The sequence below is a fragment of the Cellulomonas sp. P2_B4 genome (genome assembly GCF_056404795.1).
On record NZ_JBFUDI010000017.1, the window covers coordinates 1 to 14,033 of the forward strand.

14 protein-coding genes and 1 tRNA gene are annotated in these 14,033 nt (G+C 72.7%); 6 read left to right on the top strand and 9 right to left on the bottom strand.

Annotation, left to right across the window (positions count from 1 at the left end; all coding sequences use genetic code 11):
- On the top strand, nt 1–3,065 hold a 3,065-nt coding region (locus tag AC1DZC_RS19300; RefSeq protein WP_477044384.1), incomplete at its 5' end, for a COG1361 family protein.
- Here AC1DZC_RS19300 and AC1DZC_RS19305 read toward each other — a convergent pair.
- The 3 genes from AC1DZC_RS19305 to upp all read right to left on the bottom strand — a co-directional run bounded on the left by AC1DZC_RS19305 (nt 3,062) and on the right by upp (nt 4,879).
- Nucleotides 3,062–3,718: an NAD(P)H-binding protein gene (locus AC1DZC_RS19305; RefSeq protein WP_477044385.1), complete on the bottom strand. Its 657-nt coding sequence runs from the start codon at nt 3,716–3,718 to the stop codon at nt 3,062–3,064. The two genes, AC1DZC_RS19300 and AC1DZC_RS19305, sit on opposite strands and share 4 nt — an antisense overlap.
- 91 nt (nt 3,719–3,809) lie before the next feature.
- A complete protein-coding gene (locus tag AC1DZC_RS19310) occupies nt 3,810–4,076 on the bottom strand; it encodes a hypothetical protein (protein ID WP_477040873.1) in 267 nt (88 codons plus the stop codon).
- 167 nt (nt 4,077–4,243) lie between these two features.
- Nucleotides 4,244–4,879 (bottom strand): uracil phosphoribosyltransferase, encoded by a 636-nt coding sequence (upp, locus tag AC1DZC_RS19315; RefSeq protein ID WP_477040874.1) that lies wholly within the window; start codon nt 4,877–4,879, stop codon nt 4,244–4,246.
- Nucleotides 4,880–4,922: 43 nt separating this feature from the next.
- Here upp and AC1DZC_RS19320 point away from each other — a divergent pair, with 43 nt between their 5' ends.
- From AC1DZC_RS19320 to AC1DZC_RS19330, 3 genes are read left to right on the top strand one after another with little or no spacing between them, the layout of a single operon-like run.
- Complete coding sequence (locus AC1DZC_RS19320; RefSeq protein WP_477040875.1) at nt 4,923–5,384, top strand: nucleoside deaminase; 462 nt, start codon at nt 4,923–4,925, stop codon at nt 5,382–5,384.
- Nucleotides 5,385–5,393: 9 nt separating this feature from the next.
- A complete protein-coding gene (gene fdhD / locus AC1DZC_RS19325; protein WP_477040876.1) occupies nt 5,394–6,215 on the top strand; it encodes a formate dehydrogenase accessory sulfurtransferase FdhD in 822 nt (273 codons plus the stop codon).
- The gene (locus AC1DZC_RS19330) at nt 6,216–8,522 is read left to right on the top strand and encodes an FdhF/YdeP family oxidoreductase (RefSeq protein WP_477044386.1); all 2,307 of its coding nucleotides are present in this window, start codon (nt 6,216–6,218) and stop codon (nt 8,520–8,522) included.
- Here AC1DZC_RS19330 and AC1DZC_RS19335 read toward each other — a convergent pair.
- Nucleotides 8,479–9,321: an NAD-dependent protein deacetylase gene (locus AC1DZC_RS19335; protein WP_477040906.1), complete on the bottom strand. Its 843-nt coding sequence runs from the start codon at nt 9,319–9,321 to the stop codon at nt 8,479–8,481. The genes AC1DZC_RS19330 and AC1DZC_RS19335 overlap by 44 nt on opposite strands.
- 88 nt (nt 9,322–9,409) lie before the next feature.
- Here AC1DZC_RS19335 and AC1DZC_RS19340 point away from each other — a divergent pair.
- Nucleotides 9,410–9,499 (top strand) — tRNA-Ser (locus AC1DZC_RS19340).
- A gap of 40 nt (nt 9,500–9,539) precedes the next feature.
- Here the strand turns inward: AC1DZC_RS19340 and AC1DZC_RS19345 are convergent.
- A complete protein-coding gene (locus tag AC1DZC_RS19345) occupies nt 9,540–10,472 on the bottom strand; it encodes a helix-turn-helix transcriptional regulator (protein WP_477044387.1) in 933 nt (310 codons plus the stop codon).
- An 81-nt stretch (nt 10,473–10,553) separates the two neighbouring features.
- Between AC1DZC_RS19345 and AC1DZC_RS19350 the strand changes: the two genes are divergently transcribed.
- On the top strand, nt 10,554–11,513 hold the full coding sequence (locus tag AC1DZC_RS19350; protein WP_477044388.1) for an alpha/beta fold hydrolase: 960 nt from the start codon (nt 10,554–10,556) through the stop codon (nt 11,511–11,513).
- 42 nt (nt 11,514–11,555) lie between these two features.
- Here the strand turns inward: AC1DZC_RS19350 and AC1DZC_RS19355 are convergent, their stop codons facing one another.
- From AC1DZC_RS19355 to AC1DZC_RS19370, 4 genes are all read right to left on the bottom strand, one after another.
- Complete coding sequence (locus AC1DZC_RS19355; RefSeq protein ID WP_477044389.1) at nt 11,556–11,891, bottom strand: YciI family protein; 336 nt, start codon at nt 11,889–11,891, stop codon at nt 11,556–11,558.
- A 26-nt stretch (nt 11,892–11,917) separates the two neighbouring features.
- Nucleotides 11,918–12,517, bottom strand: coding sequence for a dihydrofolate reductase family protein (locus AC1DZC_RS19360; protein WP_477040889.1), 600 nt, complete (start codon nt 12,515–12,517; stop codon nt 11,918–11,920).
- Nucleotides 12,518–12,614: 97 nt separating this feature from the next.
- A complete protein-coding gene (locus AC1DZC_RS19365; RefSeq protein WP_477040890.1) occupies nt 12,615–13,346 on the bottom strand; it encodes a phosphatase PAP2 family protein in 732 nt (243 codons plus the stop codon).
- Nucleotides 13,346–14,020, bottom strand: coding sequence for a phosphatase PAP2 family protein (locus AC1DZC_RS19370; RefSeq protein WP_477040891.1), 675 nt, complete (start codon nt 14,018–14,020; stop codon nt 13,346–13,348). The genes AC1DZC_RS19365 and AC1DZC_RS19370 overlap by 1 nt, the downstream gene beginning before the upstream one ends.
- Nucleotides 14,021–14,033 lie beyond the last annotated feature (13 nt).

The window sequence follows — 14,033 nt, forward strand, 5'->3', positions numbered from 1 at the left end:
GCGGTGCGGCAGCGGGCGGTGCGGCAGCGGCAGGTACGGGCGTCGCGGCCGGCAGCGCAGGTGTCGCGGCGGCCAGCGCCGGAGGTGCAGGCACGGCGACGGCGGTCGCCGCGGGCGGCGGCGCCGTAGCGACGGCCGGCGCGGTCGGTGGCGCCGCAGCCGCCGGCGGCGTGGCCGCCCTCATCGCCTCCATCCCGCTCGGCGCTGCGGCGGTCGTGGTGGGTGGCGTGGTCCTCGCGGCCGTCGCGACGGTCGGCATCGTCAGCCTCGTCACGGGTCCTGACGACGGCGGCACGCCCGTGGCGTCGCCCTCGTCGTCGGCGACGCCGTCGCCGTCGCCGTCCAGCGAGGAGTCGGCCGCGCCCCAGGGGGTCGTGCCGTCGGTGCAGCCCACCGACCTGCCGACCGAGTTCCCCGAGGACCAGCAGGCCGACGAGTCGTTGCTCGCGGACGGGGAGCAGCAGGCCGACGACTCCTCCGACTCGACGAGCGACGAGCCCGCGGACGGCCCGACCGCGTCGCCGACCCCCTCCGCTCCTCCCGTCGCCCCGGCTGACGTCGTCATCGACCTCCCCGACGGCGGGCTCGCCCTGGAGGCAGGGCTCGGCGGCCAGGAGCTCTCGGTCACCGTCCGCAACGCGGGCGGCACGCCTGCCACGAACCTCATCGCCGAGGTGAGCCTGCCGCCGGGCGTCACGCTCGACGGCATCTCCGCCCAGGCGTTCGCCGGACCCACCGGCCGGTTCGCACCGACCGAGATGGGCAACGGCTGGATCTGCACGGAGGGCGCGCCGGGTGCACAGTGCACGCTCGCCACGCTCCCGCCCATGACGACGTCGACCCTGGTGCTGCGGGTCGCGGTCGACGACACGTACGACCAGGCCGACGGTTCGGTCGGGCTCGTGGTGCACGGCGCGGGCATCAGCTACCGCGCGCCCCCGATCCCGCTGACGGTGGCGGCGTCCCCCGCCCGCCTCGCCCTGCGCGCGCCCGCGCCGGCCCTCCAGCTGGTGAGCGGACGGACGCGCACGCTCACGCTCGACGTCGGGAACGTCGGCGGCAGCCCGCTGGCCCCCGGCACCGGGTCGGTCAGCGTGGTGCTCCCGAGCGGCGTCACCGGCGCTCTGGCGCCCGGTGCGAGCCCGTGGAGCTGCCCGACGGTCCAGGGCGGCACGATGCTCTGCACCATCGACACGCTCGCCGCCCGGACCGCCGCGCCCCTGACGCTTGCCTTGAGCGCGTCGACCCCGGCCGCGGTCGGAGCGCGCGAGCTGTCGGTGCTCCTGGTGCCCGGCGGTCGACAGGCCCCCGACCAGGCCGTCGCCGCGTTCTCGGTGGTCCGGCCCGCGCTCCTCGGCGTCGTCGGAGGACCGGCCGCGACCGTCGCGCTCGGCCAGAGCACGCTCGCCCCGCTCACCGTGACCAACACGGGCGACCTGCCGTCCGCGCCCGTGAGCGTCACGCTCGCCGCCCCGGCGGGCGTCTCGGTGACGGTCCAGAGCGACGCGTGGGCCTGCGCCCCGCCCGCCGGGACCACCTGGACGTGCACGGCCGGGTCCGTCGCCCCGGGCGGTTCGCTGGCGCTGCCGGTCACCCTCGACCCGGTCGCCGGTTTCGTCGGACCCCTCGGCACGATGTCGGTCTCGGCCGCCGCGGACGACGCCGACGTCACCCCCGCCCTCGGCGTCGCGATCACGTCGACGGCACCGGTGCTCTCGCTCGACGAGGGCGACCCGAACCTGCTGCTCTACTACGGCGCCGGCACGGTGCGGTTCACCGTCTCGGTCGCCCCCGGCGCGAACGCCGGCGGGCTCGTCGCGACGCTCAGCCTGCCGCCGAACCTGCGGTACGAGGCCGACGGCGGCGGTGTCCAGTCGAGCGAGTGCGTCGCGGCCACGGCGCGCCGGATCGTCTGCGACTTCGGCACGGTCGAGGGTGGCGCCTCCGTGCAGGGCCTGGCGAACGTCCGGGTCGTCGGGAGCGCGCACGGCACGGCGCTCGTCGAGGTCGCGGCCACCGGTGCCGCCACCGTCCAGTCGTCGACCACGGTGAGCACGTCCTCCGGCGGCCTGTCGCCGCGGGTGCGGTTCGACGGCGGCTGGAACGTCGCCGAGGTCGGCGCGCCGCTGCTGTCGTGCGACGTCAGGCTGCCCGCGTGCAAGACCGCGCTGGACACCGGGAGCGCGGACAACAACGGGCTCGACATGCTGCCGCTCGACGACGCGGCCCCGGTGCCTTCCGGACCGGGCAACGGCGGCAAGAAGCGTGCGAGCGTCCCGGTCTCCTCGTCGACACTCCTGACCGTCCCCGCGGGCCGCACGATCGCGTTCGCCGGGCTCTACTGGTCGGCCAACGCCGGCTCGTACGACTCGTGGAGCGGCAAGCTCGACACCGCGAGGCTGCGCGGCCCGTCGGGCGACTACGCCGACGTCAACGGCACGACGCTCTCGCAGACGAACGACAACGCGGCCCGCCGCTATTACCAGTCGTTCGCCGACGTCACCGACCAGGTGGCCGCGGGCGGTCCGGGCACCTGGTCCGTGGCCGACGTCGCGGTGAGCAGCACCCGCAAGGACCCGGACAAGACCTACTACGCCGGCTGGTCGCTGGTCGTCGTCTACTCCGAGCCGGGCAACGACGCGTCCGTGACGGTCTACGACGGCGGTTCCTGGATCGGCACCTCCATGGCGCCGACCCCGTTCGAGTTCGCCGCCGAGGCGGGCACGACCGCCCGCGTCGGCGTCGTGGCCTGGGAGGGCGACCGCACCAGCTCGGGCGACCGGCTGGTCCTCGGTGACACCTGCACCGTGCCGGCCGGGCAGCACGCCCTGACGCCCCAGCGCTGGAGCGGCACCGCGTTCGCGGCCGGAGGCGTGGCCACCAACGCGTTCGACTCGACCGCCACCGGCTGGCGCGCCACGAACTCCCTGGGCACCGACGCGAAGGGCTTCGCCCCGCAGACGCTCGCCTGCGACGTCAGCTCGCTCACCGCGAGCACCAACGGCGACCAGTACCTGATCGGCGCGATCACGGTGCGGACGACCCCGCCGGCCGCGCAGGACTAGAGCGTCAGCGCCGCGATCGCGTCGTCGATCGAGACGGTTCCGCCGACGACCTCGAGCACCCGCCGGGACGTCCGAGGCTCGTGCAGCAGCGCGGCGAGCACGGCGGCGACGTCCGCCCGCGGGACCTTGCCGCGGTCCACGCGCTCGTCGAGCGTCACCGTGCCGGTCGCCGCGCCGTCGGTCAGGCCGCCCGGCCGCAGGATCGTCCAGTCGAGGTCCCGCGCCCGCAGGTCGATCTCGGCCGCGCGCTTGGCGACGAGGTAGGCGGCGAAGACGTCGTCGGTGCCGGGCGGCGGCGGCGCCCCGGCTCCCATGGACGAGACGAGCACGTAGCGCCGGACACCGGCCTGCTCGGCCCCGTCGGCGAGCAGACCGGCGGCCGCCCGGTCCACGGTGTCCTTGCGGGCGATCCCGCTGCCCGGACCCGCGCCCGCCGCGAACACCACCGCGTCGGCACCGGAGACGGCCTCGGCGACGTCCCGCGCGTTGGCGCGCTCGAGGTCCAGGACGACCGCCTCGGCGCCGTCCCCGGTGACGTCCTCGACGTGGCCGAGCTGTCGGATGAGGGCCAGGGGGACGTCGCCGCGCGCTGTCAGGGCACGCGACAGGTGTCGAGCCACCTGTCCGTGGCCGCCCGCGATCGCGATTCGCATACGACCCACGGTAAGCACGGGGTCGCGCGCGGGCGACCGGTGGGGCACTGCCGGACCCGCGCCCCCTGCGCTCGGGCCCGGCAGCGCGATCTCAGACGGCTTCCTGCGCACCCTGCAGCAGACGCAGGTGCGTGAGCCGGTCACCGAGGTCGTGGATGTCGTCGGAACCCGCCGTGGCCAGCGAGAGGGCCGCGACGGACTCGGCTCCGGGGAGCAGCTCCAGGGCCATCTCCTGCAGCAGGTCTGCGGCCTCGGCGAGGTCGGCGGCACCGAGCCCCGTCTGCGCGGGCAGGCTCACGTAGAGCAGCAGGCCCGCGTTCGGGGCGATGGTGCGGGGGATCGAGCGGGGTAGTGCCATGGGGAGGTCTCCGGTGCGGCGCCCTCCGGACTGGGGCGCGAGAGTGTGTCGGTCGCTGAGGGCTTCAGGATCGATAACAGGCGCACGTGAGGGTCACGACGCGGACTGTGCCACGCGCCGCGGGCTGCGGGAAGCGATTTGCGGGGCGTCCCAGGGGCTGGACGCGGTCAGACGATGCCGTAGAGCCGGTCGCCGGCGTCGCCCAGGCCGGGGACGATGTACGCCTTCTCGTTCAGGCGCTCGTCCACGGCTGCGACGACGATCTTGACGTCCGCCCGGTCGCCGACGAACTGCTCGACGACGGCGAGACCCTCGGGCGCGGCGAGCAGGCACACAGCCGTGACGTCGCGCGCGCCCCGCTGGAGCAGGTAGTCGATCGCGGCGACCAGCGTGCCGCCGGTGGCCAGCATGGGGTCCAGCAGGAAGCACTGCCGGCCCGACAGGTCGTCGGGGAGCCGGTTGGCGTAGGTGATCGCCTCGAGCGTCTGCTCGTCGCGCTGCATCCCCAGGAAGCCGACCTCGGCGGTGGGCAGCACGCGCGTCATCCCGTCGAGCATGCCCAGGCCCGCGCGCAGGATCGGCACGACGATCGGCTGCGGGTCGGCGAGCCGGATGCCCGTCGTCGGGGCCACCGGCGTGACGATGTCGATCGGCTCGGTGCGCACGTCTCGCGTCGCCTCGTACGCCAGGAGCGTCACCAGCTCGTCGACGAGGAGCCGGAACGTGGGCGACGGCGTGCCGATGTCGCGAAGGACGGTGAGCTTGTGGGCGACCAGGGGGTGGTCCGCGACGTGCAGGCGCATGGCCACAACCTACCGGCGTCCTCGGCCTGCGAGCATAGGACCCATGCCGAACCCCGCCGACGACGCCGCGATGGGTCTCGCGCTCGACGAGGCCCGCCTGGCGCTGCTGACGCAGGACGTCCCGGTCGGTGCCGTCGTGCTCGACGCGGCAGGGCAGGTGATCGGCCGCGGGCACAACACGCGTGAGGCCGACAACGACCCGACCGGTCACGCCGAGATGGACGCGCTGCGCGGGGCCGCTGAGTCGCTGGGGCGCTGGCGGCTCGACGACTGCACGCTCGTCGTGACCCTGGAGCCCTGCCTGATGTGCGCCGGCGCTACCGTCCTGGCGCGCGTCCCGCGGCTGGTGCTGGGCGCGTGGGACCCGAAGGCCGGTGCCTGCGGTTCGCAGTTCGACGTCGTGCGCGACCGGCGGCTGAACCACCAGGTCGAGGTGGTGGGAGGCGTGCGGGCGGACGAGTGCTCGGCGCTGCTGCGGGAGTTCTTCGCGACGCATCGGTCCTAGCATCGGGTGGTGCAGAGAATCGCGGTGCGGCGACGGGTGACGCGGATCGACGTCGACACCGGCGCCCGCCCGGCGGAGGACCTCCTCGCGGCCGAGGAGCCGCTCGAGATCCGGGTGGGCGGTCGTCCGCTGGCGGTGACGATGCGTACGCCGGGCCACGACGTGGAGCTTGCGGCGGGCTTCCTGGTGTCGGAGGGGGTCGTGTCCTCGTCGGACCACTTCGCGGCCGCCCGGTACTGCGCGGGGGCGAACGACGAGGGCGAGAACACCTACAACGTGCTGGACGTGACGACCCGCGGGGTCCCGGCGCCCGACCCGAGCCTCGAGCGGAGCTTCTTCACGACGTCGTCGTGCGGGCTCTGCGGCAAGGCGAGCATCGACGCGGTGCGGACGAGCTCGTCGTGGACGGTGGCCGACGACGACCTCACCGTGCCCGCCGACCTCCTCGCCACGTTCCCCGACCGGCTGCGCGAGCACCAGGACGTGTTCGACAAGACGGGCGGTCTGCACGCGGCGGCCCTGTTCTCCGACGACGGCGACCTGCTCGTGCTTCGCGAGGACGTCGGCCGGCACAACGCCGTCGACAAGGTGGTCGGCTGGGCGCTGACCGCGGGGCTGCTGCCCCTGCGGCGCACGGTGCTCATGGTGTCGGGGCGGGCGTCGTTCGAGCTCGCGCAGAAGGCCGTCATGGCGGGGATCCCGATGCTCGCGGCCGTCTCGGCGCCGTCGTCGCTCGCGGCCGAGCTCGCTACCGAGTCCGGGCTCACGCTGGTCGGCTTCCTGCGCGGGTCGACGATGGTCGTGTACTCGCGGCCGGACCGGGTGGTCTGAGTGCCGCGCAAGCCTCTGGTGACCGACCCCACCTATGAGCGGATGTCGGTCGTGCCGCCCGAGCCGTGGGCGGTCGGCCTGCCCGGGATCGTCAGCGCGATGACGAACGCGCTCCCCAACCTCGGCCCTCGACGCACGCTGAGCCTGCTCTCCAAGATCAACCAGCAGGACGGGTTCGACTGCATGAGCTGCGCGTGGCCGGACCCGGGCCACCGCGCGCGGGCCGAGTTCTGCGAGAACGGCGCCCGCGCGGTCACGTGGGAGGCGACGACCAACACCGTCTCCAGCGACTTCTGGGCCGCGCACTCGCTGACCGACCTGGCGCAGAAGTCCGAGTACTGGCTCGGCCAGCAGGGCCGGCTCGTCGAACCCGTCCACAAGCCCGCGGGCAGCGACCACTACGTGCCCATCGACTGGGCGTCCGCGATCCGTCTCGTGGCGACCAAGCTGCGCGGCCTCGACAGCCCCGACCAGGCGGCGTTCTACACGAGCGGCCGCGCGGCGAACGAGACCGCGTTCGTCTACCAGCTCTTCGTGCGGGCGTTCGGCACCAACAACCTGCCCGACTGCTCGAACATGTGCCACGAGTCGACGGGCACCGCGATGCTCGAGACGCTCGGGATCGGGAAGTCGACGATCGCGTACGACGACTTCGCCAAGGCTGACCTCATCATCGTGATGGGCCAGAACCCCGGGACGAACCACCCGCGCATGCTGACGGCGCTCGAGGAGGCCAAGCGGGCGGGCGCGACGATCGTGTCCGTGAACCCGCTGCCCGAGGCCGGCCTGCGGCGGTACAAGAACCCGAAGACCGTGCGCGGCATCGTCGGCCGCGGCACCGACATGGCCGACCAGTTCCTGCAGATCCGCTCCGGCGGCGACATGGCGCTGCTGCAGTGGATCTCGCGGCGGGTGCTCGAGGCCGAGTCCCGAGAGCCCGGGACGGTCCTCGACCACGACTTCCTCGCGCGGCACACCCTGGGTCTCGACGAGCTCCGCGCGCACCTCGCTCTTCTCGACGAGGACGAGGTGGTGCAGGCGACGGGCCTGTCGATCAGCGAGATGGACGAGCTCGCCGACCGCTACCTCGCCGCGGACCGCGTGATCGTCACGTGGGCCATGGGCATCACGCAGCACCGCAAGGGCGTCGACACGATCAAGGAGATCGTCAACCTCCTGCTCCTGCGCGGGAACATCGGCAAGCCCGGCGCGGGCGCCTCCCCGATCCGGGGGCACAGCAACGTGCAGGGTGACCGGACCATGGGCATCTGGGAACGGCCGCCGGACTGGTTCCTGGACGCGCTCGCCGACGAGTTCGGGTTCGAGCCGCCGCGCGCGCACGGGCTCGACTCGGTGCGATCGATCGAGGCGATGCAGCGCGGCGAGGTCAAGGTCTGGTTCGCCCTCGGCGGGAACCTCGTCGCGGCGATCTCGGACACCGCCGCCGCCGAGGCCGCGATGCGCGGGACCGAGCTGACCGTGCAGGTCTCGACCAAGCTGAACCGGTCGCACGTCGTCACCGGCGCCGAGGCGCTCATCCTGCCTACGCTCGGCCGCACCGACGTCGACCTGCAGGTGTCCGGCCCGCAGTTCCTCTCGGTCGAGGACTCGGTCTGCGCGGTGCACGCCACCCACGGCGCCGTCGCTCCCGTCTCGGACAACCTCCTCTCGGAGATCTCGATCGTCACGCGCCTGGCGCGGGCGGTGCTGGGGGAGGACAGCCCGATCGACTGGGCCGGCTTCGAGCGCGACTACGACACCATCCGCGAGCACATCTCCCACGTCGTGCCCGGCTTCGCGGACTTCAACCGGCTGATCCGTCGCAAGGCGGGGTTCGTCCTGCCCAACGGCCCGCGGGACTCGCGGACCTTCGCGACGAGCACGGGCAAGGCCATGATCACGGTCAACGAGCTCGTCCCGGTCGAGTGCCCTCCCGGACGCCTGATCCTGCAGACGATCCGCTCGCACGACCAGTTCAACACCACGATGTACAGCCTGAACGACCGCTACCGGGGCATCCACCGCGGCCGCGACGTGGTCTTCGTGAACCCCCTGGATCTCGAGGACCTCGGACTGGCCGACGGATCCCGCGTCGACATCCACAGCGAGTGGCCGGGCGACCCCGACCGCGTCCTGCGGAACCAGCGCGTCGTCGCCTACCCGACCTCCCGCGGCTGCGCGGCCGCGTACTTCCCCGAGGCGAACGTGCTCGTCCCGCTGGCCAGCACCGCGCTGGGCAGCAACACGCCCGTCTCGAAGGCAGTCATCGTGCGGCTGGAGCCGTCAGCACCTCGGACAGCTCGGTGAGCGTCTCGGACGTCCCCGCGTCCAGCGTCACCGCCGCGTACTTGTCCCCGCGGGTCGCCCCACGGTTCACGACGACGATCGGCTTGCCCGTCTGCGCCGCGTGCCGCACGAACCGCAGTCCCGACTGGACGGTCAGCGACGACCCCGCGACCAGCAGCGCGTCGGCAGCGTCGACCATCGCGTAGGCCCGGTCCACCCGCTCGCGCGGCACGTTCTCGCCGAAGTAGACGATGTCGGGCTTGAGCATCCCGCCGCAGACCGCGCAGTCCGCGACCACGAAGTGGCTGGTCTTCTCGATCACCGCGTCGGCGTCGGGTGCGATCTCGATGTCGTCGACGGCCGCCAGCTCCTCGGCGAACCCCGGGTTCAGCAGGTCCAGCCGTGCCGCGAGGTCCGACCGGCTGATCACCGTGCCGCACGACAGGCAGCGCACCCGGTCGTACCGCCCGTGCAGGTCGATGACGTGCCGGCTGCCCGCGGCCTCGTGCAGCAGGTCGACGTTCTGCGTGATCAGCCCGGTGACGACGCCCCGGTGCTCCATCGTGGCCAGCGCCCGGTGCCCCGCGTTCGGGATGGTGCGGTGCACGTGCCGCCAGCCGACGTGGTTCCGCGCCCAGTAGTGCCGGCGGAAGCCCTCGTCGCCCGTGAACTGCTGGAACGTCATCGGGGTGCGTGGCGGCGAGTCCGGACCGCGGTAGTCGGGGATCCCGGAGTCCGTCGACACCCCCGCGCCCGTGAGCACCGCCAGCCGGTGGCCGACGAGCACGTCGACCACCTCCGCCAGCGACCCGGCGGTCATCGGGAATGCGTCGCTGCTCACCTCTCCACGGTACGACGGGTTGCCCGATTCGGAGGCAGGGCCCTTCACCGGGTACGGTTCACCCCGAGGTAGCGTGTCCGAGCGGCCTAAGGAGCACGCCTCGAAAGCGTGTGTGGGTGAAAGTCCACCGTGGGTTCAAATCCCACCGCTACCGCCACCGACAGCCCGGTCCCTTCGCAGGGTCCGGGCTGTCGTCGTCAGCGGTACCGCTCGACGAGCGCGGCCCCGATCGAGGCGAGGTGCCTGCGCACGCCCGCAGGTCCGGTCACCTCGACCCACTCGCCCAGCCCGGCGAGCTCTCCGGCGAGCACGTGCTCGTCGTCGCCGCCGCGGATCACGACCTCGATGCGGCCGTCGGGTGCGGAGCCGCCGACCTCGAGCCGGCGCCCGAAGGCCATCCGGAGCAGGCCGATCCCATGAGGCACGCACAGTGCCTGGCACTCGCCGGGCGTGCGCAAGCGGTCGACCTCGTCGGCGATCTCGCGCCAGCTCTCCGCGAGGTCGAAGTCCTCGGGTCGGTGCACGGCGTGGTCGGTCGGCTCGACGGACGACACGCGATCGATCCGGAAGGTCCGCCGGCCGGCCTCGGTGTGCGAGACGAGGTACCACGACGGACCCTTGGCGACGATGCCGAGCGGGTGGACGGTCCGCTCGGTCTCGGCCCCCGCGCGGTCCACGTAGCCGAGCCGCACCTGGACGCCGCGGATCACCGCATCCTGGAGCTCGTCGAGGAAGCGAGGCTGTCGGTGCTCGACCCGGTCCGACCCCCACCGTCGGGGGTCGGTGACCAACGACGACGCCGCCGCCTCGGCCTGCTCGCGGAAGGGCTCCGGCAGGGCTCGCACGAGCTTGCGCAGCGCCGCTCTCACGGCCGGCGTCGCAGCGGAGGCCGGGCCGGCCACCAGGAACAGGGCACGGGCCTCGCTCGCGGACAGGCCGGACAGGTCGGTGCGGGCGCAGCCGACCAGGCGCCAGCCGCCGCCGCGCCCCTGCATCGAGTACACGGGCACCCCGGCCACGGCCAGGGCGTCGAGGTCGCGACGGGCGGTGCGCTCGGAGACCTCCAGCTCGCGCGCGACCTCCGCAGCCGTCACCTGCTCGCGCTGCTGCAGGAACAGCAGGGTGGCCATCAGCCGGTCAGCTCGCACTCGACGAGAATTGCACAGGAAACCGGTCACAAGGTGACCGGGTTAGGTCGGCACGATGGCCGCATGACCTCACAGACCAGTGCCACTCATGACGACTTTCCCCGACCCACCCGTGTCTCGGTCAACGGGGTGGAGCTCGAGGTGTTCGAAGCGGGCCGGGAGAATGCCGGCCGACCGATCGTGCTGTGCCACGGCTGGCCGGAGCTTGCCTTCTCCTGGCGCCACCAGGTGCCCGCGCTCGTTGCAGCGGGCTACCACGTGATCGTGCCCAACCAGCGGGGCTACGGGAACTCCTCCCGTCCGACCGAGGTGACGGCCTACGACATCGAGCACCTGTCGGGCGATCTCGTCGCGCTCCTCGATCACTACGGCTACGAGGACGCGACGTTCGTCGGGCACGACTGGGGTGCGTTCGTCGTCTGGGGGCTGACGCTGCTGCATCCCGACCGGGTCAACAAGGTGATCGCCCTGAGCCTGCCCTACCAGGAGCGCGGCGAGACGCCCTGGATCGAGCTCATGGAGACCGTGCTCGGCGGCGACTTCTACTTCGTCCACTTCAACCGGCAGCCGGGCGTCGCCGACGCGGTGCTCGACGAGTTCGCACACCAGTTCCTGCGGAATCTCTACCGCACGAACGAACCCGTCAGAGCGCCTCAGCCCGGCATGGCGTTCCTGAACCTCGCCAGGGCGGAGGCACCGCTCGGCGACCCTCTGATGAGCGACAGCGAGCTGGCCGTCTTCGTCTCCGCCTTCGAGACCTCGGGCTTCACGGGCGGCATCAACTGGTACAGGAACCTCGACCGCAACTGGCACCTGCTGGCCGAGGTGGAGCCCGTCATCCAGCAGCCCGCGCTCATGATCTACGGCGAGCGGGACGCGATCATGAGGTCGGAGTCACTGTCCCGGTTCGTGCCGAACGTGGACGTGGTCACCCTGGACTGCGGCCACTGGATCCAGCAGGAGCTGCCCGACGAGACCAACCGAGCCATGCTCACGTGGCTCGCCGAGCGGGACGCCACCTAGGGTCGACGACAGCCCGAGCCTCGCGGTTCGGGCTGTCGTCGCTCAGTCCTCCGGGAACAGCATCGGGCGCACCTCGAGTCGCCGGTTGCACGCCTTCGAGCCGTCGGCCATGAGCGCGAGAGCGACGTCGAGGTCGGGGGCCTCGATGACCCAGAGGCCGGCCATGTGCTCCTTCGACTCGATGAAGGGCCCGTCGGTGAACACCGGGTCCTCGCCGCGGCCGTCGATGACCGTCGACGTCTCGGGAGCGGCCAGGCCGGCGGCGAACACCCAGTGGCCGCCCGCGCGCAGGCGGTCGTTGAACGCGTCGATCGCCACCGCCTCCTGCGGGGTGCCCGAGTTGGTCCGGTCGTCGATCACGGAAACCAGGTACTGCATCGTCACCACCTCCGTCGTCGGAACTGCTACGCGTACTCGGGACGGCCGCCGGGCCGGTAGGTCTGCACCGTGATGCCCCTCGGGAACCGACGCGACTCGACGAGCTCGAGCGCGAAGTCGCGGCCCTCGTCGGGGAAGAGCCTGGTGCCCGCACCGACGATCACCGGGCAGACGATCAGCGTCAGCTCGTCGACGAGCCCATGCTCCAGCAGCCACCGGATCAGCTGCCCGCTGCCGTGCACCTGGAGCTCGCCGCCGGGCGTGGCCTTGAGCTCGCGGACCGCCGTCTCGAGGTCGCCGGACAGCACGGTCGTGCCCGCCCACCGCGGGTCGGTGAGCGTGCTCGACGCGACGTACTTCGGGCGCGAGTTCAGCGAGCCGACGAACGGGTTGTCCATGTCGGTCTGCACACCCCAGTACCCGGCGAACAGGTCGTACGTGCGCCGCCCGAACAGGAACGCGTCGGCGCGCCGGTAGAAGTCGCCGATGTAGGCCGTCGACTCCTCGTCGCCCACCGGCAACGCCCACCCGCCCCGCTCGAACCCGGGGTCGAGCTCCGCGTTGTTCCCGCCGTTCGCCTGCATCACGCCGTCGACGGTGATCTGCGTGTTGGTGACGAGCCTCATGATCGTGATCCTTCCCGGGCCGCCCCGCGCGGGCGACCTCTCACCCGTGCGACGAACGGGAAGGGCGCGATCGGACACCGCACGCTCGTCGGGTGTGTCAGCCCGCGACCCGAGCGGCCAGGTCCTGCTGACGGCCCGCTGCGCCGGACGTGTCGCGGCGCAGGTAGTTCCACGCCAGGAACGCGCAGACCAGCCCGTTGACGAAGCCCATGAGCACGTCGGTCGGGCTGTGCATGCCGCGGTACAGGCGGGCCGTCCCGACGCCGATCGGCACGAGCAGGCAGAGCACGGTGACGACGCCGCGCAGGATCGGGTTGCCGATCCGCTGGGCCATCATCGCGAGCGTCACGTAGAACGCCGTGGACGCGCCGGTGTGCCCGCTGGGGTAGGCCGAGGTGGGCGGCGAGTCGTCCAGGTGCTCGACGTCGGGCCGCTCGCGGCCGACCACCAGGGCGGCGGTCATGAAGAGGATGGCCTGCACGGCGATGGCCTGCGGCGGCACGATCGCGAGCCACCACTGCTTGGTGCGCCACCAGAAGAGCGCGACGAACAGCACGCACGCGCCGATGATGAACTCGGTGGTGCCGATCGCGGACAGCGCCGCCGTCACCGAGTTCAGCGCCGGAGTCCGGATCGACTCGAACCACTCGTTCACGGCTGCCTCCCGCGGCAGCCCGTCGAGAGGTCCGGTGATCAGCAGGCCGACGCCGACGAGGACGACCCAGAGGCCGACCGCCGGCAGGAGCACACGGACGCCGATGTCGCGGAGTGCTTCGCGGCCGGTCGGGGCGGACCGGTCGAGCTCGTAGCGGTGCAGGAACGTGTGCATCAGGACTCCTGGTGCGGGCCGGTCGCGGACCAGCCGCTGTAGCCCAGGTAGGACGCGCCGGCGAGGGCTGTGCCGAGGGCGAACCCCGCGATCACGTCGGAGGGATAGTGCACGCCGAGCATGACGCGGTCGAGCCCGGTGATCAGGACGCAGGCGCCGGCGACGACGGGGACGACGACCCGGCCGCGCGGGCCGAGCAGCGGCCACACCAGCAGCGTCACCGTGAGGGCCGCGGCTGCGGTGTTCGTGGCGTGCCCGGACGGGAAGCTCGACCCGGGGGCGTGCGAGACGGCGTCCTCGACCACCGGCCTGGCCCGCTGCACCAGCCCCTTCGCGCCCAGCTGCAGCGCCCAGGCCGCCATGATCGTGAGGAACGCCCACAGCGCCCGCGTGGTCATCCCGTGCCGTCGCCACACCCAGACGCAGAGCACCGTCGCGGCGAGGTTGACCCAGCGCGCCTGGAACGCCTCCTGCCAGACGAGCAGCGCCTGCCGGAGCTCGGGGTGCTCGCGGGTGAAGTCGGTCGCGGAGGCGATGGCCTGCTGGTCGAGCCGCAGGACGTCGTCCACCTGCGCCCGCACCACGTACGCGAGCACCGCGACCGGCACGGTGAACGCGACCCCGAACACGGCGGCACGCAGGAGCGCGCGTCGACGGAGGGGGCGAGGATGCATCCCCGGAGGTTAG

Coding starts and splice junctions, on each gene's coding strand:
- AC1DZC_RS19365 (WP_477040890.1), bottom strand. CDS start 13,346: ATGCACACGTTCCTGCACCGCTACGAGCTCGACCGGTCCGCCCCGACC.
- AC1DZC_RS19370 (WP_477040891.1), bottom strand. CDS start 14,020: ATGCATCCTCGCCCCCTCCGTCGACGCGCGCTCCTGCGTGCCGCCGTG.
- AC1DZC_RS19310 (WP_477040873.1), bottom strand. CDS start 4,076: ATGGCACTACCCCGCTCGATCCCCCGCACCATCGCCCCGAACGCGGGC.
- AC1DZC_RS19345 (WP_477044387.1), bottom strand. CDS start 10,472: ATGGCCACCCTGCTGTTCCTGCAGCAGCGCGAGCAGGTGACGGCTGCG.
- AC1DZC_RS19360 (WP_477040889.1), bottom strand. CDS start 12,517: ATGAGGCTCGTCACCAACACGCAGATCACCGTCGACGGCGTGATGCAG.
- AC1DZC_RS19355 (WP_477044389.1), bottom strand. CDS start 11,891: ATGCAGTACCTGGTTTCCGTGATCGACGACCGGACCAACTCGGGCACC.
- upp (WP_477040874.1), bottom strand. CDS start 4,879: ATGCGCCTGCACGTCGCGGACCACCCCCTGGTCGCCCACAAGCTCACC.
- AC1DZC_RS19320 (WP_477040875.1), top strand. CDS start 4,923: ATGCCGAACCCCGCCGACGACGCCGCGATGGGTCTCGCGCTCGACGAG.
- AC1DZC_RS19335 (WP_477040906.1), bottom strand. CDS start 9,321: ATGACCGCCGGGTCGCTGGCGGAGGTGGTCGACGTGCTCGTCGGCCAC.
- AC1DZC_RS19350 (WP_477044388.1), top strand. CDS start 10,554: ATGACCTCACAGACCAGTGCCACTCATGACGACTTTCCCCGACCCACC.
- AC1DZC_RS19305 (WP_477044385.1), bottom strand. CDS start 3,718: ATGCGAATCGCGATCGCGGGCGGCCACGGACAGGTGGCTCGACACCTG.